Source organism: Thalassolituus hydrocarboniclasticus, from assembly GCF_025345565.1.
In the GTDB taxonomy this organism is placed as follows: domain Bacteria; phylum Pseudomonadota; class Gammaproteobacteria; order Pseudomonadales; family Oceanobacteraceae; genus Venatoribacter; species Venatoribacter hydrocarboniclasticus.
Map to the genome: position 1 here is coordinate 1362779 of NZ_CP054475.1, position 19259 is coordinate 1382037.

Sequence of the window (19259 nt, forward strand, 5' to 3'; positions counted from 1 at the left end):
ACAGTCCGGCCTTTTATAAGACCAAGATGCCTGTGGCTGGTCAATAGTCGCAGGCGGTATCTTGTTGCGCTTTGTGGCAAATTACCGTTTTTCGGGCTAAAAAGTCTGCTCTGCCCAGGCCAATCTGGCATAATTGCCGGTCTATTGTTGACTGATTTGTGATGACTGTGACTTCTCATGCCGATTTAATTAAACGTGCCTCCAGTGCTTCGGTTCTGGTTGCAGTAACCCTGTTACTGGCCAAAGTCTTTGCCTGGGTCATCAGTGATTCTGCCAGTGTCCTGTCATCACTGCTGGATTCCCTGATGGATATTGCGGCATCGCTGGTGAATTTTTTTGCGGTGCGTTATGCGCTGATGCCAGCGGATGATGATCACCCTTTTGGCCACAGCAAAGCGGAAGGTTTGGCGGCACTGATTCAGTCGGCCTTTATTCTTGGCTCGGCGGTGGTGCTGTTATTACATGTATTTGACCGTCTGCTTAATCCTCAGCCGCTGACTGCTTTGGGCGAGAGTATCGGTGTTATGACGTTTTCAATGTTCGCTACCATCGGTCTTGTGCTGTATCAGCGCTGGGTTTTCCGCCAGACCGGATCGCTGGCGATTAAAGCGGATTCTGCGCACTATTATGGCGATATTCTGACGAACATCGCGGTTATTCTGGCTCTGATCGCAGCTTACTGGCAGCAATACTGGTTTGACCCGGTTGTGGCACTGGCTATTGCCGGTGTGTTGTTTTACAGCGTGTACGGCATTGTCAAAGAAGCATTGCAGGTGCTGATGGATCAGGCAATGCCGGATGAAGATGAGGCCGATCTGAAAGAATTAATCGGCAGTTGTGAAGGGGTGCGGGGTTTTCATGATTTACGCACCCGCCAGGCAGGAGCAGTGCAGTTTATTCAGTTTCATCTGGAGCTGGATGCTCTGCAGCCGCTGAAGTCTGCCCATGCCATCGGGGACCGGGTTGAAAAACGCATTCTGGAACGTTTTCCCCGTGCTGAAATTATTATTCATCACGACCCGGTCTGACTATCTATGAAGCGGCAGGGATGGCTGACATTGTGGGGGTTGATGACGTCAGCTTCTGCGCTGGCACTCAGCCCTGAGCCCAGCTTGCAGGGGGATCGCGAACAGCTGATTGCCCCTCTGCCGGCCACCCCATTTGCTGACGATACCCCTTATACTTCGCAGACCGATATCGATCCGGCTCTTCTGGATCGTTCCAAAGACTGGCTGGCGGGCTATCTGAACCGTTTATCCGGTAATATCGATTCCTTTTTTGTTGATTCGTTTTTCAGTGAAGAAATCACCGACGACGACGTCAAAGGCAGTCGTGCCAAATTATCGCTCTACACACGCCGCGTGCTTGGTGATCCGGTGGATTATAAGTTCGGCCTGAGTGTGAAACTGGTTTTACCTCATACCAATGAACGGCTGAATTTATTGCTTGATTCGGAAGATGAAGACAACCGTGAAGCCGACCCGATCGAGAGTGTGGAAAACGTTAACTATACCGCTGCATTGCGTTTTATCGTTCGTGAAACCGATCAGTGGAAAACCAACGTCGATGCCGGTATCCGCTGGGGAGTACCACCGAATCCCTTTATACGTTTCCGTGCCCGTCGCTACGCCTATCTGTCAGAATGGGAACTGAAAGCAACGCAAACGCTTTTTTATTTTTCTCTGGATGGCTGGGGGGAAGAAACCCGCCTGCAGATGGATTACCCGTTAAATACCGAGAAGTTATTCCGTATCAATGCCAAGGCGGGCTATCTGCTGAACGATGAATACTTCAAGCTCTCCTATGATGCCGGGCTCTATCATGAACTGAGCAGCAAAGCGGCACTGGGTTTTGTTGCCGGAGCCAGTGGTGATACGGAGGTCGATGCCACTTTTTACAGTTATTATGCCGGTGTCCGTTATCGCCGGCAGGTATACAGTAACTGGGTATTTGCGGAGGTTGCGCCGGAGTTTATCTGGGACCGGGATAAAAATTACGATACCACGCCGGTGATTATGTTCCGTCTTGAGTCGGTGATTGCCCGTGACTAAGCCAGCGGTTACAGCGGATAAATTGTGCGGAAGGTAAGGTTGATACGTGGTTGCAGTACCCGTGCCCGTTTGGGCAGGCTGTGCTGCCACTGATGCTGCATTCCCGGTTGCATATCGAGCAGACTGCCGCTGGCCAGTGGCAGAAGTCCGGACTGCCGGCTGCTGCCTTTACGGCGTAAAGCAAAGTCCCGCTCAGCGCCCAGACTGAGAGATAAAATCCGCGGATTTTCGCCCAGCTCCCGTTCATCATCGGCGTGCCAGCCCATGCAATCCTGACCATCACGGTACAGATTGCACAGCACCGCATTCAGCTGTAATCCTGTTAGCTGATTCAGTTGCTGGCAAATAATCTGCAGTGTTGGTGTCCAGGGATCTGCGTGCAGGGTTTTTCCGGAATAGGTGTAACAAATACCGGGGTCGCCGTGCCAGGCCTGTAAGCGCGGAATAATATGCTCGCGTCCGTAAATAACCACACGGCCCTGTTGCCAGGGAATTTCCTGTAACAGCAGCTGATAAAGAAGAGCGGCCTGCTGCGGCTCCAGCAGGGCGGGATAATAATGCAGCAGGCCGTCGAGCAGACTTTCTGGCGGTTCCGGCCGGAACCGCCAGGCAGAAATGTCTGAGGTATTACTTGTCAAAGAAACCTTCAAACAGTGGTGACGTGAGATAGCGCTCGCCGGAATCGGGTAAGATCACGACGATTTTTTTATCTTTGAACGCATCTTCCTGCGCCAGACGCAGCGCTGCAACCATCGCAGCGCCACAGGAAATACCGGCCAGAATGCCTTCTTTTGACATCAGCTCATGGGCCATGGCCATGGCCGCGTCGTTATCCACCTGCTCAACACGGTCAATCATGCTCAGATCGAGGTTACCAGGAATAAAGTTGGCACCAATCCCCTGAATTTTATGAGGTCCCGGACTGATGGCTTCACCGGCCAGTGTCTGGGTAATGATCGGAGATGCGGAGGGCTCTACCGCCACCGAAGTAATGGCTTTGTGCTGTTTGATAAAGCGTGAAATACCACTGATGGTGCCGCCGGTACCGACACCTGCCACTACAACGTCAACCTGACCGTCGGTGTCGTTCCAGATTTCCGGGCCGGTGGTTTTTTCGTGAATGGCAGGGTTTGCCGGGTTATTGAACTGTTGCAGCATAATGCGCTGCTCCGGAGCCTCGGCCAGCAGCTTTTCTGCTGCTTCGACGGCGCCTTTCATGCCTTTTGCGCCTTCTGTCAGAACCAGATTCGCGCCCAGTGCCATCATCACCTTACGGCGCTCAACACTCATGGTTTCCGGCATGGTCAGGGTAACTTTGTAGCCGCGGGCGGCACCGACAAATGCCAGGGCAATACCGGTATTGCCGCTGGTCGGTTCGACAATCTCCATGCCGGGTTTAAGTTTTCCATCCTGCTCGGCTTGCCAGATCATGTTGGCGCCAATGCGACATTTCACCGAATGCGCCGGATTACGGTTTTCCAGTTTCGCATAAATAGCCGGGTGATCGGTCAGGTGGCGGATGCGTACCAGCGGTGTGTTACCGATGGATTGGCTGATATCGTCAAAAACCTTCATAGAACCTCGCATGAACATGGGCGTGTCGGGATATTGTATAAAATGGGAATTGAGTGTCTTATGTCACAAAAAATAACTTCAGCTTTGCCGTGTTATGGTTGATTCTGTCAACATCAGTATGCGGGTGCGAGAGAACCGGTGCCAAACATCAGCAGTCAACAAGACAGTGACACCTTAAAGCGAGTAGAGGAGCAGATCAATATCCTCTCCGGCATACTTGATCAGGGACGTCACCATTTACGCTTCCCCGGCCGTCTTGAGCAACGCTATCTGAAATTCCGTAATCAGCGTTTTCTGGAAATTGACCAGAAAATCATTATCGGTGGTCTGTTATTTTATCTGGGCTTTTCCTGGTCCGACTTTTATCTGGGCGGTGATAATGCCCGGCTTATTTTTATTTCACGGCTGCTGATCGCTGTCGTGATGTTTGCGCTGTTGTGGTCAGTGCCACGGACCCGTTTTGCTACACATATGATGACGGTGGCAGCAGCAGGCATTTTTATTGTTGGTTTATCCGTTCTCTTTTTTATTCAGCTGATTCCTGATGCATTGCAATATGCCTATCATCTGGGGCTGGTTCCGATTCAGGTCTTCACCCTGGTGGCATTACGGCTGAGTTACCGTCTGATGCTGATCGTATCAATCGCGCTGATCAGCTGTTATGTGATGATGCTGCTGATGTTTGAGGCTCCGGCACTCAGTCCTGAGCTCAGTGCAATCGTTAATGCATTTATGCCTCTGTTTGTCCTGTTCTGGCTGTTGCTGATCTGTATGGGCGGCTATTTGTCGTACGCCATCGAATCATCCGCCCGCAGCGATTATATGAAAAACCGCTTGCTGGCTCTGGAAGCGGAACGTCTGCAATACCTGACCCGTCGCCTGCATCTGCTGTCGACCACAGACAGTCTGACCGGCATTGCCAATCGCCGTTATCTGGAAGAATGTCTCGATAAAGAGTGGCGCCGCTGCCTGCGTACGCAACGGCCGCTGGCGCTGATCATGGTCGATATCGATAATTTTAAAGATTATAACGACTACTACGGACATCAGCAGGGCGATCATTGTCTGCAGAGTATTGCGCGTAATATGGCTTCATTCTGCCAGCGGCCCGGTGATCTGTGTGCGCGTTATGGTGGAGAGGAGTTTATTATTATTCTGCCGGATACCACCCAGGGCGAGGCGGCTTATATGGCGGAGAAAATCCGTGAAAGCATCGTGGCGCTGGCTATTCCTCACGAGGCCTCGCCGCCAGCGGTGGCGACCATCAGTGCGGGGGTTGTCAGTATGGTTCCGACGGCAGAAAACAGCAGCGATGATTTACTGCGCATTGCGGATCGTATGTTGTATCAGGCCAAGGAAAAGGGCCGCAACTGCGTGGTTGCGGCCTGAATTTTATTCGCAGTCACTCAGACAGCGTTATGCAGGGCGTTCAGTTGCTGGTCTTTTTCTTCCCACAGCTGTTGTACCCACTGCTGAAAATGCAGACGATAGGTGTCATCGTTTTCATAGTCACCATCAAGCAGTTCTTCCGGGATAGGCTTCTCGTTAATAATAACGGTACAACGCTGCATTTTTCCCTGTAAAAAATCCCAGAACGTCGGAATGCCATCCGGATAGTGAATAGTGACATCAAGGATTGAGCGGAACTGGTTGCCCATTGCGTTCATCGCAAAGGCCATACCGCCCGCTTTCGGCTTGAGCAGATGACGGAAAGGAGAATCCTGATCGTCGTGTTTGCGCTGGGTGAAACGCGTTCCTTCAAGAAAATTCATCACGCTGGTTGGCATTTCGCGGAATTTTGCACAGGCTTTACGGGTGGTGGCCAGATCCTGTCCGCGTTTTTCCGGATGCTTTTCCAGATAGGCTTTGCTGTAGCGTTTCATAAACGGAAAATCCAGTGCCCACCAGGCGGCGCCCATCACCGGCACCCGGATCAGTTCCTGTTTCAGAAAAAACTTCAGCAGCGGAATGCGGCCATTCAGGGCGTGCTGCAGCACAATAATATCGACCCAGCTCTGGTGATTGCTGACGACAAAATACCAGCCTTTTTTGTCCAGATTGGCTGGCCGCTGAATGTTCCAGTTCATCTTCTGGGTCAGCATCATCCAGCCGGAATTACAGCTGACCCAGGCATTGGCGATGCTGGTCAGGATTGCTGTAACCCCTTTGCGTACCAGTGGAATGGGAATGATGATTTTCACAAACGTGAAGATAAACAGCAGTGAGCACCAGACCACGATATTGATAAACAGCAGCAGGCTGGCAATAACACCGGTAATAACCGCAGGCATTTATTCTTTTCCTTTATTTTGTTGTGACTGAATCGCGGTGAGAGCGATGGTGTAAACAATATCTTCAATCAGCGCGCCACGCGACAAGTCATTAACTGGCTTGGCCAGACCCTGCAGCATGGGACCAATACTGATCACATTGGCGCTGCGCTGTACGGCTTTATAGGTGGTATTACCGGTGTTCAGGTCCGGGAATACCAGCACCGTTGCCTGACCGGCGACCGGGCTGTCCGGTGCTTTACTGCGGGCTACGCTGGCGGTGGTCGCCGCATCGTATTGTAAAGGACCGTCGATCAGCAATTCAGGACGCTGCTGACGCACCAGTTCGGTGGCAGCGCGCACTTTTTCCACATCAGCGCCGCTGCCGGATTTACCGGTGCTGTAGCTGAGCATGGCAATGCGTGCCGGAATGCCCATGGCGATCGCGGAATCGGCACTCTGCATGGCGATATCGGCCAGCTCTTCGGCATTCGGGTCCGGGTTTACCGCGCAGTCACCGTACACCAGCACCTGATCCGGCAGGCCCATAAAAAAGACCGACGATACCAGCTTGGCGCCGGGGGCGGTTTTAATCAGCTGCAGTGCCGGGCGGATGGTGTTGGCGGTGGTATGAATGGCACCGGACACCAGACCATCGACCTCATCCTGCGCCAGCATCATGGTGCCGAGTACCACGTTGTCTTCCAGCTGAGCCAGTGCCATAGGTTCGGTCAGCTGCTTGTGTTTACGTAACTCGACCATGCCGGGCACGTAATGGGCACGCACACTGGACGGCTCAATGATCTGCAGTCCTTCCGGCAGCTCCACCTCGTTGGCCTGAGCAATCTGGCGAATGCGCTCCGGATCACCGAGCAGCACACACTGGGCAATGCCACGCTGCTGACAGATGACGGCAGCCTGAATGGTGCGCGGCTCTTCACCTTCCGGCAGAACGATGCGTTTTTGTGCTGCCCGGGCCTTGGCTACGATCTGATAACGGAACGCGGCCGGACTCAGACGGGAGGCATGAGGTTGACCCAGACGTTCCATCAATACCGGAATGTTCAGATGTTCGGCTACGGTGGTCATGATGTGCTGTACGCGGTCGACATCATCAATAGAGACATGGGTATCCATCTGCGTCAGCTGCTGCGCCGTGGTAAAGGTATCCATGCTGGTCTGAAGAACCGGGATGCCGGTCTGCAGGGCCGGGCGGCAAAGGTTGATCACCTGCTCACCGGGCTTCAGGCCGCTGGTCAGTAACAGGCCGGCCAGCGGAATACCACTGCTGGCGGCCATAGCCGCCGCGACAATAATGTCGTCGCGGTCACCGGGGGTGACGATCAGCGTGCCGGGGCGCAGTACATCAATCATATTGCCCAGCGTGCGGGCGCAGAGGGCGATGCGCAGTACGCGCCGGTCAGGCTCGCCTTCGTGCAGGGTCTGAGTATCCAGAGCGCGGGCAATGTCGAGGATACGCGGACTGACCAGTTCTGCTTTCCAGGGAATAACACCCAGCACCGGGCATTGCTTCATGTTGATCTGCCAGTAGGCATCCTGCTCCTGCTGGCTGAGTGCAGCGTCCTGGGTTACCAGTTCGCCGGATGGAATGATGTGTTGGGCGGGTGCTTTACCGGCTTTGTTAATGATGCAGCCCATCAGGTTGGCCTGGGCGCCGCCAAAGATACCGACCTGCAGCTTCAGTTCAGACTGAATCTGCGCCGGGCTGCGGTTACGGCCATTGGCGACCAGAATCACTTCTGCGTTCAGGGCTTTGGCCATTTCGGCATTCAGCTTGGCGGTGTAGGGCTCGCTGCGGTCGGGCACCAGACCTTCGATGAGCACCACGTCACAGTCGCGGCTGACTTCATCGTGCAGGGCAATAACATCCTCAAGCACACGGTCGAGCATGCCGTCGCTGATACGTTGCTGTACCAGATTCAGGTGCATCGGATCGGGGGTTGTCAGGTGCAGCACGGTGCGCACCAGATGGCTTGAGCGCTCGCTGGCGGCATAGCCCGGAGCGATGGGTTTAACAAAGCCAACCTTCAGACCCTGAGCATCCAGTGCGCGGATCAGGCCGAGGCTGATGGTAGTCAGTCCGCTTTCCAGACCGGTTGGGGCAATAAAAATATTGATCATCAGTATCAGTTCGCAGCAATCAGTTGGTAAGTGTCGAGGGCAATCATGCGCTCTTCTGAGGTCGGTACCACCATCACCAGCGGTGAGCCGGGCTGGCTGATGCGGCCCTGTTCATCACCGTGCCGGTTATTAAGCTCGCTGTCGAGGCGGAAATTCATCAGGCGCCAGGCGGCCAGAATGCGCTGGCGTACCGGTGCGGCGTGTTCGCCGATACCGCCGGTAAACACCACCGCATCAATGGTCGGTAATGAGGTTGCCAGTGCAGAGAACTGACGCGCAACACGGAAGCAGAACACCTGAATGGCGCGGCGCGCGCCTTCATGGCCTTCGGCTTCGGCGGCGAGCAGGGTGCGCATATCGTTGCTCAGGCCCGACAGACCTTTAAGGCCGCTGTTGCGGTTAAGCTCGCTCATGGTCTGCTCCAGTGTCAGGCCACGGCTGCGCTGCATATGCTCAATTAAACCGGGGTCGATATCGCCACAGCGTGAGCCCATCACCAGACCTTCCAGCGGTGTCAGGCCCATCGAACTGTCGACCGAGCGGCCACACAGTACAGCGCTGGCGCTGCAACCGTTACCAAGGTGAGCGATCAGCAGATTACAGTCTTCCGCGGCTTTATTCAGGCGGCGGGCGGTTTCCTGTACCACGTAGCGGTAGCTGGTGCCATGGAAACCATAGCGACGTACTGCATCCTGCTCATACCACTCATAAGGTACGCCATACAGATAAGCAGACTCACTCAGGGTCTGATGGAAGGCGGTGTCAAACACGGCGACCTGCGGCACGCCGGTAAACAGCTCGCGGCACAGTTCAAGCCCAAGCAGGTTGATCGGATTGTGCAGGGGAGCAAGAGGGGACAGAGTCGCCAGACGCTGCAGCTGTTCATCATCAATAAGGGTGCTGGCGTGGAACAGTTCGCCACCGTGCACCACCCGATGGCCGATACCCTGCAGGTTCTGCAGCACAGAACCACAGCGATCGATAAAGCTCAGCAGTGCGGCTTTATGGCCGGAATCGGCAGGCAGATCGCCCTGATATTCAATGGCGCCCTTAATACGCAGACTGGGCTGATGTTCATTAAGCCGTTCGGCCAGTGCCGTCAGCAGAGGCGCTGGCTCAGCGGGGTTGGCGTAAAGGGCAAATTTGATGGATGAGCTGCCACAGTTAATGACGAGTACAGATTGGTTCACAGCAGATTCCTTGCTTTGACGGGGTGTGCCCGGCTCAGGCCGGGCTGGCAGATTTCAGGCTAACTTCCAGACGTTGCAGAACGGTGTAAGCGCCACGGCTGGCAACTTCCGGAAGCTGCCCCAGGCTGAATTTCAGCGCATAGAGATAGTCACCTTCACAGGCTTCCGCACGGATAATGACTGCGGGAATGGATTGCAGGCGGTGATCGCGGCTTTCGATGCTGAGCAGCAGGCGCTTGCCAACCTTCATTTTCAGTGGCGAGATAATGGCAATGCCGCCGATGGCAAAGTCACGGGCAATGGCCATATGCGCTTTTTTCGGCCGGCCAAACAGGCTCAGTTTGCGGATTTCCAGCTTCAGCGGTGAGGCATCGTAGCGTTGACGGAAACGTCGTTCATTGGCTTGCACATTACCCCCTGGGGACTGGTTGCTGCCCGGCGGGAAGGTTTTCCTGCAGAGGCTGCTGATCATAACGGTTCAGTTTGTTGTGTTCGATCATATTACGAATTTCGTCAATATACTCCTGGCCACGGATCGAGTAACCCTGCAGACCTTCGCTCAGGGTTTTGCCACTGGCGTAGCCCTGTTGTTCGATCTCATTTTCACGCAGTTCACGCAATTCGCGGTAGCGCGGATGGCTGTTCAGGTTACGCATATAGCTTTCCACCGACTCCAGTGGCGACTCAAACGTCCGCACCTCATGGCGTGAGCTGCCACCACGGGCTTCAGGCACCAGACCGCAGCCTTCGCGGAAACACCACTGACCGAACAGGTTATTGCCTTCCTGAGCAAAGCGTGAAGTACCCCAGGCGGACTCATTGGCGGCCTGGGCCAGCACCAGCGATGGCGGAATGGTATTGACCCGCAGTAACAGCAGTTCTTTCTGCTCATCTTCGTCATCGGTATTCACACGATATTTGACCAGCAGTTCCTGCAGCGTCGCGCGGTCACGCTCGGTCAGTTCTTCGGGAGCCAGAAACCATTTTTCGACCACCTGACGTTCGGCCAGAATGCGGGTATTGGCTTCTTCGATCAGGGGCATAAGGTAGGTGAAAAAAGCTTTTTTCTTTTCTGTAACATCCTGATAGACCGTGAAATCCGGCAACGGTTGTACCGCGACCGCTGCCACACTGGCCTGGGTGTCGTTTGGCGGAACGTCTTCGCGGCTGCAGCCACTGAGTCCGGCAATGATGATAAAGACAAAGTACTTTAGCATGTAAGAAACTGATTTTTTTAAGAAAGATGCTCTAAGTTTAGCGAATTTAACGCATTCCCCCCAGTACCGGAGCGTGAAGAAACGTCGGTAATGGGCTGTTCTTTTAAATGACGTAATAAAGCGGCATAAAAGTCAGAAATTTGTCTTATATGCTCAGTCCAGTGATTTTTTGTTAACGGTTATGCGCTTTGGTGTATTCTTGCCGATAAAGCAATAAAGGCACACCGGCTGCGCCAGAGTGTGTCTCCGACGGAATATTCAGGAAGCCGATTCTATGTCCAGTCAGCCATTGGTCATCATTGCCGCTGAAACCCTTGCTCTGCAGGCGCAGCTGGGCGATCTGCTGGCCGCGGAAGTCAGTATCAGTGGTGTGATTAACCGTGCTCAGCTGTATGACTGGCTGGATGAGCCGTCGCAGACACCGGATTTACTGATTCTTGAACAGGGGTTGCTGAACGAAGAACTCGGTACGTTCTGTCGCCGCTGGCAGAGTCATCCGCAAACCCGTCATTGCGACATTCTGGTACTGGGCGCAGCTGATGACAGACTGGAAACCGAGGCCCTGATGGCAGGGGTTGCGGATTATCTGCGTAAACCGCTGAGCCCTTTACTGGCGCTGGCGCGTATCAAAAAGCAGCTGGCGCACCGGGCACAATGCAAACGGCTGGAAGCGTTGTCGGTCACGGATGGGCTGACACAGATCGCTAACCGCCGTTATCTGGATGAATTCCTCGGCGCCGAGTGGCGCCGGGCGCAACGCGAAGGTGGCAATATCGGCCTGATGATGGTGGATATTGATCACTTCAAGCGTTTTAACGATCACTATGGTCATCCGCAGGGTGATCGTTGCCTTATTCTGGTGGCACAGTGTCTGGCCAAAACGGTACAGCGGCCACGGGATCTGGTCGCCCGTTATGGTGGAGAGGAGTTTGCACTGGTATTGCCTTCCATTCATTTCGAAGGAATGGCGGTGGTGGCTCAGCGCCTGCAGGAGGCCATCGCGGGGCTGGCCATTGCTCATGCGGCTTCGCCGGTGAGTCCTTGTGTGACGGTGAGTATCGGCCTGGCCTGGTGTGAGCCGCAGGCTGATGAACGCTATGAGCTGTTACTGACAGCCGCCGATGAAGCTCTGTACGCTGCCAAATCGGCGGGGCGGAATCAGTGCAGTGAGACCGTGAATCTGGCGCTGGTGCGCCAGCTGCTGGAGCACTGAGATTCAGTGCTTACTTAATGTGGCACTCAGTTTGTTCAGCAGAGCGCCGAGACGCGAAGAAGTACTCAGGCGCCGGGTTTTCTTCAGGGCAATAATCTGGAAATCTTCCAGTGCCTGCTGCAGCGATACCAGCCCGGTGCTGATCACTTCGTATTCGTAATGGTGATCCTGAATGCTGACTTTCAGTAACTCCATATATTCTGCATTTAACAACTGCATCAGGTTGAACACCTGATCTTTCTCTTCACAGTTGCTGGCTTCCCAGTAGGCATCTTCCAGTGTCTGAATCAGGTCCCAGATCAGTTCGCTGGCCTGACTGATGGTCATGGTGGACATAAGGCTCCTGTACAACATCGATGGTGACTGCTTTAAGCGTAGCAGACCGTCGATATCATGCCGTACAGGAGCGGCTGATTAATGACTCCGGGCGGGCTTGCGGCGGATATACAGGGTTTTGCGTGCGCGGGCGACCAGTTCGCCATCGGCATCAAGGATATTAACCTCATAGGTCGGCAGAAATTTTTCGCCGTTTGCGGTTTGGTCGCGGATTTCGGCCAGCATGGCATCGGTAACCATAAAGTGGGCACTGACGACGCCACGGCCGGGTTTAACAAAATCAATTTCGGCGCTGGCGTCCCAGACAATGTAATCGCGGCCGAGACTGTTCATCAGCAGCAGCATATAAAACGGGTCGATCATCGAGAAAAGACTGCCGCCAAAATGCGTGCCGACATAGTTACGGTTAAACCAGCGCAGTTTCATTTCCACTCTGGCTTCGCGGAAATCTTTGGCCAGATAGCGGACTTTTACACCAGCGCCCAGATAAGGCCCGTAGATGTTCAGGATGCGGCGCAGGCCGGAAGCCGAACTCAGCCACTGGTTAAATTTCTTAAACATAAAGCTCTCGCAGGAACAGAAGCGGGCGCGCAGTCTAGCGGTTGTGGCTGATGCGGAAAAGGCAGAAATAAAAAGGAGCCCGCAGGCTCCTGATTATTTTTAAACAGCAGATGTCCGCTCTGCGTCAGAGATCGCTTTTGGTGAAATGACGCAGGTAGCGCTGGTTGATGTCTTCGCGGGCGAGCAGAATCAGCGCGTCAGCGACATTAAAATCTTTATCGAGGCAGGGCTCGCCGCAGACTTTGACGCCAATACGCAGATAAGCTTTCAGCAATGATGGCACCAGTGATTTACCGTCAATATCGACCTCAATGCGCGGCATATGAACCTTAGGTTCGGCGCGCATGTCTTCGGCGGTGAAATGCTTATCACGCAGATGATTCACAATCGCAATCGTGCGCGCGTAACCTTCGTTCAGCGGGATGCTGGCGCAGCCCATCAGGTAATCAATATTGTGCGCTGACATAAATTGAGCGATGCCCGACCACAGCAGACCAATAACAGCGCCGCTGCGGAAATCCGGGTCAACGCAGGTACGGCCGATTTCCATATAGGTTTTTCCCGGCCGCACGATATTGCTGAGGTCAAACTCGGTGGCGGAGTAGAATCCACCGGCGCGTTGTGCCAGTTCATTGGTCAGGATGCGGCTGTAACCCACCACCTGATCACTGATGACGTCTTTGACGATCAGGTGCAGACACAGATCGTCGAAATTATCTTTATCAATGCCTTCGCTGGCGGTCGGTAAGCTTGCTCCCATGCCTTCGGCAAAAACACGATAGCGCAGTTCGAGAGCCTGACGAATTTCCTTCGGGTCCTGTGTAATACGGGCAACCAGCGGAGAATCCAGAGGTGACTCCAGAGGAGCGGTCTGTTGGCGTGCAGTGGCTTGCTGCATAGTCAGTCCTGTTTGCTTATTGATCAGCGCGACTCTAAGACAGGCCTGTGACATTTCCATGACAGGCCCGACATTCATCGGCAGGAAAGCTATGCTGAAAGGCAGGAGGTACTATGAAAGCATTATTTATTACTACCCTGTTGCTGTTCTGTGGCGCTGTATCTGCACAACCGGTGATCGGCGAGAATGCCGCCGCTGCGCTGGTATCCCGGGCTTTACAGGCCGAACCACTCTTGTGGCTGCCTTTTCCCATGCCTTACGAAATTGAGCGCAGCAGCAAAGATAAAGACGCCGGTTTACTGGATGCGCTGTTCCGTCATGGGCTGTTACAGCGCGATAAGCAAATGAAGATGGCGGAAGTCGAAGAAGATGGCCGGCGTAAACGCAAAGTGCTGGCGACATGGATATACGATTATCCGCTGGCACACCGGGAACAGGGAACTCAGGAAGGCTTCTATTATGGCACCGGCAAACTGAAGCAGATTGTTGAATTATCCAGCGCCTATCTGGTTGGCGATTATTACTACGCTGAAGCCTACATTCAGTGGTATGTCGATGATCTGCAGGATTGGGTCAAAGACCCGGCTTTCCGTACGGCGCGTACTTTGCGCCGCAGCCTTGAGTCGTTTGATAAGCCCTTTGAGAAACGCGTTTATCTGCAGTACGACGGGGATAGCTGGGGCTTCTGGAGTGGTCAGCCCGGTTTGCTCTGATCCTGGCCAGTCATAACTGAGTACGCAGCCAAAGCCCTGGCGGCGTACTCAGGCCACGATCCTGATGCAGGATTTCACCGTTTTTATCCATCACGTAATAGCTCGGGTAACCCTGTACCTGATATTGCTCAGCGGTGTTTCTGTCGCCGAGCAGAACTTCGCCGCTGAACCCCACCGAACTGACAAAGTCGGTAACTTCCTGCGGGCTTTCCCAATCCAGTGCGACGGCGACAATACGCAGGTCTTCAGAGCCAAGCAGATTGAGTCCGGGCATGCTGACCCGGCAAACGCTGCACCAGGGCGCGAAAAAATACACCAGAGTACGCGACTGTGGGGCAGGCCAGCTCAGATCGGCGGTCTGATGAGTGGCGGAACTCAGGTCGCTGCTGGCCGCGGCCGTCGGCTTGCTTTGCAGCAGGGGCAAATGCAGCGATGGCGCAAAGCTGCCGGAATCCAGCATATGGCGGCTGAGCCAGTGGCTCAGGGCGCTGAACAATACAACAAAGAGAAGGAGTTCGGCGCCGCGGCGCAGCCATTTGCTGCGCACGCTGCGGAGAGAAGAATCAGATGGCTTTGGAGAATCGTTGTTGCTCATGTTGCTGCAGATAGGTATCGAATGCCATGCAGGCATTGCGCACCAATAAGCGTCCTTTGTCGGTGATACGGATGGCGTGTGGATCAATGATCACCAGGCCATCATTCACCATCGGCTGCAGTTCATCAAGGCTGCTTTGCAGATGTTGGCGGCTGTCGATGCCGAACTGCCCGTCCAGCATGGCAAATTCACATTTCAGGTGGCACAACAGTTCGGCGATCACGGTACGCCGCAGTTTGTCTTCACTGCTGGTGACCAGCTGTTTCATGGTTGGCAGACGGTCATCGTTCAGCGCCTGTTCCCAGGTTTCCTGAGTGGCCTGATTCTGCAGGTAATAGTCACCGATCTGACTGATGGATGACACGCCAAAACCGATCAGGTCACAATCGCCGTGGGTGGTATAGCCCTGAAAATTACGGTGTAACTTACCAGCAGCCTGAGCGCGGGCGAGTTCATCATCAGGTTTGGCAAAGTGATCCATGCCAACATAGTGGTAGTTGGCGGCTGACAGTTTGGTGATGCAGTGGCCGAGGATGGTCAGCTTTTCATCGGCGCCAGGCAGGTCGTCGGCACAGATACGGCGTTGTGGTTTGAAACGCTCCGGCAGGTGGGCGTAGTTAAACACCGACAGGCGGTCGGGCGACATCTCAATAATGCTGTCGAGAGTGCGGTCGAAGCTTTCCAGCGTCTGGAAGGGCAGGCCGTAGATCAGATCCATATTGATGGAGCGGAAACCCAGCGCGCGGGCTTCATTCATCACGGCACGGATCATGGACTCCGGCTGAATACGGTTAACCGCTTCCTGCACTTTTTGCTCCAGATCCTGTACGCCGAAACTCAGACGGTTAAAGCCGAGCGAACGCAGTACTTTCAGGGTGTCCGGGCGCAGTTCGCGCGGGTCGATTTCAATGGAGTAATCGGCGCTGTCGGCACTGCTGAAGTTAAAATGCTCGCGCAGGAAGTGCATCAGATCACTCAGCTCATCGTCACTGAGGAAGGTCGGCGTACCGCCACCCAGATGCAGCTGTTCAACCACGGCGCTTTTATCCAAAAGGGCCCGCTTCAGCAGAATCTCTTTTTTCAGCTGCTCAAGATAGGGAGCGGCGCGCTCGGTGTGCTTGGTCACAATTTTATTGCAGCCACAGTAGTAGCAGACATGGCGGCAGAACGGGATATGAATATAAAGCGATAATGGCTTGCTGTTATCGCGCTGACAGAACGCTGCCCGTTCATCCAGATCGTTGCTTGCCGGACGGAATTCAACGGCGGTTGGATAGGAGGTGTAACGCGGACCGGGTTTGTTGTAACGCTGAATCAGCAGCGGGTCCCACAGGAGTTGTTCAGTCATGGTGTCGTCACAGGCAGTAAAAAATCAGCCGTCATTGTAGGACTTAGTGCTCACCGGGCCTTGCGCCATATCAAGATGCTGGTCGCGACATTTAATTGACATGTATTCAACTTTTTACGACTTTGGCCGCTAACAGTCTTGATTTTGCAAAAGAACGGACGTTTTATAGGTCTGTGAAGCTTTGCTAAATAATGACATCTGCAGAAGCAGAGACTTGAAAGGGGTGGGGACATGCCAAAGAAGCCGTTTACAGCGGAAGAAATTGCGGCGCAGCGTGAACGAATTATGGACAGTGCTTCCAGCGTGATGGCTGAAGTTGGCTTTCATCACCTGTCCATGCGCAAGCTGGCGTCGCAGTTGGGAATGACTGCGAGCAATATTTACAACTACTTCCCGAACAAAGAATCGTTATTCATTCATACCCGCCGCCGCGGCTTTGATCTGGCCTTCGCTGATATCAACGAGCAGATGTCGAACAGCAGCAGTCCCACGGACTCTCTCTATGCTTTTGCCGGACAGCTGATTGCCTTTGCCCAGCGCTTTCCCGGCTATTATCAGCTGATGTTTCAGCCGCCGCTGCTCAGTCTGGATGAGACCGAAGCCGTTGATCAGGATATTCAGCTGCAGGTCGGACGTCTGGTTGAGGAGTGGCAGCGCCATTTGCTGTCGTTACTCAGCGATGCCGTGCCGTCGATGGCAGAGCGCAGCGAAGCTGCGCAACAACAGCTGGCGCTGTTCTTCGTTGCTTCTATTCACGGTCTGATTGATTCCTACCGCTACCGCGCATTGCCGATGTTACTGGCCGGCGTGGATCTGATTCCGGATGAGGTGGTGCAGGCGCATATCAGCTGGTTACTGTCGACGCTGGAGCGTCAGGCAGAACGTATTGTTTGAGCTGTCTGATGCTTAAATAAAAAACGCCGGTTTAACCGGCGTTTTTTTATGCTCTGTTGCCGTCAGGCGTTAAGACACTTGCCCCGGAGTCTTACCTTCCAGCGCATACACAAAGGCCAGAATCTCGGCAATCACCTGATACAGCTGCTGCGGGATTTCATCACCCAGATCGAGCTGTCCGAGCCAGCGCATGAGTGAGGCATTTTCATACACCGGCACCTGATGCTGCAGTGCCAGCTGAATAATAGCCTGAGCCAGCTCATCCTGTCCTTTGGCACTGACTTTGGGGGCGCTGACACCGTCATAACTCAGGGCAATGGCTGCGCTGGCTTCAAGCAGGGATTGCGGAATACTCATCATGCCTCCTTAACTGTGCACATCCACCAGACTCTGTCTGATGCTGTTGCGGCTGGTTTCCGGCAGCCGGCCGTGGCGGGCGCGTAACTCGCTGACGTCGACTCCCATCTGCTGCAGGCGGCTGCGTAACGGCTGCAGGCTGCGTTGCAGCTGTGCCAGTGTGTCCTGCTGTTCTGACCAGAAGGTTGCGGCGACCTGCGGCAGGGTCATGTCCAGCTCCACGTCCAGTGGACCCAGTTGCTGCAGTTCGAAATGCAGTTTCAGACGCCAGCGGATGGTTTTTTTCTGCTCGCTATCGTTGCCGCCGGTTTCTTCTTTCTGCAGTTGCAGGCGGATTTCTCTGGGCTGCTGATCATCACGGAAATACAGCGGAATACTGAGGCTGTTGTCGCCGCCATTCTGCAGACGCTGGGCCTGATCCACTTCAAGTTGGGCCAGAGTGCTGTGCAGCAGGCGAAAGCCTTCCGGCAGGTTGTCACGCAGACCGGCTGGCAACGACAGTGGCAGCTCCCGCGGTGCGGAGACCTGCCCATCTCTGCCACGGTGCTGGGCAATAATCTGCAACCAGGCAAGCAGCGCTTTGCCCATGGCGGCTTTACTGTCGCTGTGCAGAAGGTGCTCAATCTTTTGCAGCAGGCTGTTGCTGATTGCAGGAGCGGGCGTTTCTGTTGCTGTTTCAAGTCGCTCGCGCGTCGTTTGCAGGGCTGCTGTTAAGGCATCTGCTGGACTGGCTGGTGCCGCTCCGGAAGGGGTATTTGAAGTATTGCCTGCAGCCTGTAATGCCGTTTTGAGTGTTTGCAGATGTTCCGCCGCTTGCGCCATTCCGGCTTTGGCCCAGAGGGTACGGAACAGCGAGCTGCTGTCTGAGGTTATTGCGGAGTCTGGTGTTGCTGCGCCAGAAATACCTGGGCCAGACATACCTTGGCCAGACATACCCGGAGCTGGCTGTGTGAGTGCGCTTTGCAGCAGGGTCATTACTTTGTTTTCGTACATAAGGCCACTGTTCAGCACACTTTCACGCAGGGCTGCGGGCTGTTGCAGCTGCGGTATTTGCGGCAAATGGTTCAGCCACTGCTGCAGCGGCTGGCGTACACTGGCTGGCAGTCCGGGTTGCTGTAACAGTTGCTGCAAAGCTGAAGCTGAGCCCGGTAAGAGCCGTGCACTATCCGTTGCTGTTCCCATCTGAGTTGCGCCGGATGGCGTGCTGACCGTGCCGGGCAATCCGGCTGCTGAACCTGTCATTGGTGCAGTACTGTTGCCCGCTGGTGCTCTGGCCGGGTTGGTATAGATACCGGCTGAATTGACTCCGGCCGGCAATATGCTGCTGAGCGGCGCAGAGGTTGTGGCTGTTGTGTTCAGCAAGGGCAGGCGGCTGGCCAGAAACTGGCTGATCAGAGCGGGCAGAGGCGCTGCCGGTTGTCCTGTCTGTGAGACACCGGGATTGTTGCTTGTGGCGCCTGTTGTTGGCGGTACAGGTGTTGGCGGTACAGGTATTTGCGCCGCGGTTTTGTCATTGTTTTTCAGGCTGGCCAGCAGCGCCTCGGCGGCCAGTTTCAGAGTGCTGGCTGAGGTTTCCGGTAACGGGCTGGTCTGCGGCGGGAGTTTTATGTCCGTTACGCTCAGGCGCATCTGGCCGTCTGCATCTTCGCTCAGTTGCAGGGTTAAGACGGTATTGCGCGGCAATGGGGACTGACTGTTGACCTGCAGGGTTTGAGCTTTGCCGGAGTTGTCCTGGCCTTCGAGGGTCAGGCGGTAACCGTCATCGGTGGCGATGCTGCTGATGACTCTGGCATTAAAACTCTGCGTGGCTGACTGGCGTGTGGCTTTTGCGTCTGTTCCGCTAGCCGCTGTTGCGCTGCCTGATGTTTTGCTCTGGGCAGAGGCGTCCACAGCCCGGTC

Annotated in this window: 20 protein-coding genes; 6 read left to right on the forward strand and 14 right to left on the reverse strand. The window is 54.6% G+C overall.

The features are described from left to right. Positions 1-161 precede the first annotated feature (161 nt). Together HUF19_RS06035 and HUF19_RS06040 are read left to right on the forward strand one after the other, a co-directional pair. The gene (locus tag HUF19_RS06035; RefSeq protein ID WP_260998939.1) at positions 162-1028 is read left to right on the forward strand and encodes a cation diffusion facilitator family transporter; all 867 of its coding nucleotides are present in this window, start codon (positions 162-164) and stop codon (positions 1026-1028) included. A 42-nt stretch (positions 1029-1070) separates the two neighbouring features. Further along, positions 1071-2051 (forward strand): hypothetical protein, encoded by a 981-nt coding sequence (locus HUF19_RS06040; RefSeq protein ID WP_260998940.1) that lies wholly within the window; start codon positions 1071-1073, stop codon positions 2049-2051. Positions 2052-2059: 8 nt separating this feature from the next. On the opposite strand, the gene HUF19_RS06045 is transcribed toward HUF19_RS06040, so the two are convergent. After that, the gene (locus tag HUF19_RS06045) at positions 2060-2689 is read right to left on the reverse strand and encodes an alpha-ketoglutarate-dependent dioxygenase AlkB family protein (protein ID WP_260998941.1); all 630 of its coding nucleotides are present in this window, start codon (positions 2687-2689) and stop codon (positions 2060-2062) included. Continuing rightward, complete coding sequence (gene cysK / locus HUF19_RS06050; RefSeq protein WP_260998942.1) at positions 2679-3626, reverse strand: cysteine synthase A; 948 nt, start codon at positions 3624-3626, stop codon at positions 2679-2681. Before cysK ends, HUF19_RS06045 begins: the two co-directional genes overlap by 11 nt. 138 nt (positions 3627-3764) lie before the next feature. Between cysK and HUF19_RS06055 the strand changes: the two genes are divergently transcribed. Then, complete coding sequence (locus HUF19_RS06055; protein WP_260998943.1) at positions 3765-5015, forward strand: GGDEF domain-containing protein; 1251 nt, start codon at positions 3765-3767, stop codon at positions 5013-5015. 17 nt (positions 5016-5032) lie between these two features. On the opposite strand, the gene yihG is transcribed toward HUF19_RS06055, so the two are convergent. Genes yihG through HUF19_RS06080 form a run of 5 tightly spaced genes read right to left on the reverse strand, consistent with a single transcriptional unit; the run spans position 5033 to position 10445 of the window. Then, a complete protein-coding gene (yihG, locus tag HUF19_RS06060; RefSeq protein ID WP_260998944.1) occupies positions 5033-5917 on the reverse strand; it encodes a 1-acylglycerol-3-phosphate O-acyltransferase, YihG family in 885 nt (294 codons plus the stop codon). After that, complete coding sequence (pta, locus tag HUF19_RS06065) at positions 5918-8038, reverse strand: phosphate acetyltransferase (RefSeq protein ID WP_260998945.1); 2121 nt, start codon at positions 8036-8038, stop codon at positions 5918-5920. It abuts the gene before it with no gap. Between the two features lie 5 nt (positions 8039-8043). Then, positions 8044-9228 carry an acetate/propionate family kinase gene (locus HUF19_RS06070; protein WP_260998946.1) on the reverse strand — a complete coding sequence of 395 codons (1185 nt, stop codon included), beginning with the start codon at positions 9226-9228 and terminating at the stop codon, positions 8044-8046. Between the two features lie 34 nt (positions 9229-9262). After that, the gene (locus HUF19_RS06075; protein WP_260998947.1) at positions 9263-9637 is read right to left on the reverse strand and encodes a PilZ domain-containing protein; all 375 of its coding nucleotides are present in this window, start codon (positions 9635-9637) and stop codon (positions 9263-9265) included. A 1-nt stretch (position 9638) separates the two neighbouring features. Continuing rightward, complete coding sequence (locus tag HUF19_RS06080) at positions 9639-10445, reverse strand: glucosaminidase domain-containing protein (RefSeq protein WP_260998948.1); 807 nt, start codon at positions 10443-10445, stop codon at positions 9639-9641. Between the two features lie 274 nt (positions 10446-10719). On the opposite strand from HUF19_RS06080, the gene HUF19_RS06085 reads away from it, so the two are divergent. Further along, positions 10720-11658, forward strand: coding sequence for a diguanylate cyclase domain-containing protein (locus HUF19_RS06085; protein WP_260998949.1), 939 nt, complete (start codon positions 10720-10722; stop codon positions 11656-11658). A 3-nt stretch (positions 11659-11661) separates the two neighbouring features. On the opposite strand, the gene HUF19_RS06090 is transcribed toward HUF19_RS06085, so the two are convergent. From HUF19_RS06090 to HUF19_RS06100, 3 genes are all read right to left on the reverse strand, one after another. Next, on the reverse strand, positions 11662-11994 hold the full coding sequence (locus HUF19_RS06090; protein WP_260998950.1) for a hypothetical protein: 333 nt from the start codon (positions 11992-11994) through the stop codon (positions 11662-11664). A gap of 78 nt (positions 11995-12072) precedes the next feature. Continuing rightward, complete coding sequence (locus tag HUF19_RS06095) at positions 12073-12555, reverse strand: DUF4442 domain-containing protein (RefSeq protein WP_260998951.1); 483 nt, start codon at positions 12553-12555, stop codon at positions 12073-12075. A gap of 124 nt (positions 12556-12679) precedes the next feature. Next, complete coding sequence (locus HUF19_RS06100) at positions 12680-13453, reverse strand: GNAT family N-acetyltransferase (RefSeq protein ID WP_260998952.1); 774 nt, start codon at positions 13451-13453, stop codon at positions 12680-12682. Positions 13454-13566: 113 nt separating this feature from the next. Here HUF19_RS06100 and HUF19_RS06105 point away from each other — a divergent pair, with 113 nt between their 5' ends. Next, positions 13567-14166, forward strand: a complete 600-nt coding sequence (locus tag HUF19_RS06105) for a hypothetical protein (protein ID WP_260998953.1) — start codon at positions 13567-13569, stop codon at positions 14164-14166. A gap of 10 nt (positions 14167-14176) precedes the next feature. Here HUF19_RS06105 and HUF19_RS06110 read toward each other — a convergent pair whose 3' ends face one another. Both HUF19_RS06110 and hemN read right to left on the reverse strand, forming a co-directional pair. Next, the gene (locus HUF19_RS06110) at positions 14177-14761 is read right to left on the reverse strand and encodes a TlpA family protein disulfide reductase (protein ID WP_260998954.1); all 585 of its coding nucleotides are present in this window, start codon (positions 14759-14761) and stop codon (positions 14177-14179) included. Further along, positions 14730-16109 carry an oxygen-independent coproporphyrinogen III oxidase gene (gene hemN / locus HUF19_RS06115; RefSeq protein ID WP_260998955.1) on the reverse strand — a complete coding sequence of 460 codons (1380 nt, stop codon included), beginning with the start codon at positions 16107-16109 and terminating at the stop codon, positions 14730-14732. The genes HUF19_RS06110 and hemN overlap by 32 nt, the downstream gene beginning before the upstream one ends. A 231-nt stretch (positions 16110-16340) precedes the next feature. Here hemN and HUF19_RS06120 point away from each other — a divergent pair, with 231 nt between their 5' ends. Further along, complete coding sequence (locus tag HUF19_RS06120) at positions 16341-17003, forward strand: TetR/AcrR family transcriptional regulator (RefSeq protein WP_260998956.1); 663 nt, start codon at positions 16341-16343, stop codon at positions 17001-17003. 69 nt (positions 17004-17072) lie between these two features. Here HUF19_RS06120 and HUF19_RS06125 read toward each other — a convergent pair whose 3' ends face one another. Further along, complete coding sequence (locus HUF19_RS06125) at positions 17073-17363, reverse strand: EscU/YscU/HrcU family type III secretion system export apparatus switch protein (RefSeq protein WP_260998957.1); 291 nt, start codon at positions 17361-17363, stop codon at positions 17073-17075. A 6-nt stretch (positions 17364-17369) separates the two neighbouring features. Beyond that, positions 17370-19250, reverse strand: a complete 1881-nt coding sequence (gene fliK / locus HUF19_RS06130; RefSeq protein ID WP_260998958.1) for a flagellar hook-length control protein FliK — start codon at positions 19248-19250, stop codon at positions 17370-17372. Between the last annotated feature and the right edge of the window lie 9 nt (positions 19251-19259).

Excerpts from the sequence above, each read along its gene's own strand:
- HUF19_RS06085 (WP_260998949.1), top strand. The coding sequence starts at position 10,720 with ATGTCCAGTCAGCCATTGGTCATCATTGCCGCTGAAACCCTTGCTCTG.
- yihG (WP_260998944.1), bottom strand. The coding sequence starts at position 5,917 with ATGCCTGCGGTTATTACCGGTGTTATTGCCAGCCTGCTGCTGTTTATC.
- HUF19_RS06090 (WP_260998950.1), bottom strand. The coding sequence starts at position 11,994 with ATGTCCACCATGACCATCAGTCAGGCCAGCGAACTGATCTGGGACCTG.
- cysK (WP_260998942.1), bottom strand. The coding sequence starts at position 3,626 with ATGAAGGTTTTTGACGATATCAGCCAATCCATCGGTAACACACCGCTG.
- pta (WP_260998945.1), bottom strand. The coding sequence starts at position 8,038 with ATGATCAATATTTTTATTGCCCCAACCGGTCTGGAAAGCGGACTGACT.
- HUF19_RS06125 (WP_260998957.1), bottom strand. The coding sequence starts at position 17,363 with ATGATGAGTATTCCGCAATCCCTGCTTGAAGCCAGCGCAGCCATTGCC.
- HUF19_RS06105 (WP_260998953.1), top strand. The coding sequence starts at position 13,567 with ATGAAAGCATTATTTATTACTACCCTGTTGCTGTTCTGTGGCGCTGTA.
- HUF19_RS06110 (WP_260998954.1), bottom strand. The coding sequence starts at position 14,761 with ATGAGCAACAACGATTCTCCAAAGCCATCTGATTCTTCTCTCCGCAGC.
- HUF19_RS06035 (WP_260998939.1), top strand. The coding sequence starts at position 162 with ATGACTGTGACTTCTCATGCCGATTTAATTAAACGTGCCTCCAGTGCT.
- HUF19_RS06080 (WP_260998948.1), bottom strand. The coding sequence starts at position 10,445 with ATGCTAAAGTACTTTGTCTTTATCATCATTGCCGGACTCAGTGGCTGC.
- HUF19_RS06040 (WP_260998940.1), top strand. The coding sequence starts at position 1,071 with ATGACGTCAGCTTCTGCGCTGGCACTCAGCCCTGAGCCCAGCTTGCAG.
- HUF19_RS06095 (WP_260998951.1), bottom strand. The coding sequence starts at position 12,555 with ATGTTTAAGAAATTTAACCAGTGGCTGAGTTCGGCTTCCGGCCTGCGC.
- HUF19_RS06100 (WP_260998952.1), bottom strand. The coding sequence starts at position 13,453 with ATGCAGCAAGCCACTGCACGCCAACAGACCGCTCCTCTGGAGTCACCT.
- hemN (WP_260998955.1), bottom strand. The coding sequence starts at position 16,109 with ATGACTGAACAACTCCTGTGGGACCCGCTGCTGATTCAGCGTTACAAC.
- HUF19_RS06120 (WP_260998956.1), top strand. The coding sequence starts at position 16,341 with ATGCCAAAGAAGCCGTTTACAGCGGAAGAAATTGCGGCGCAGCGTGAA.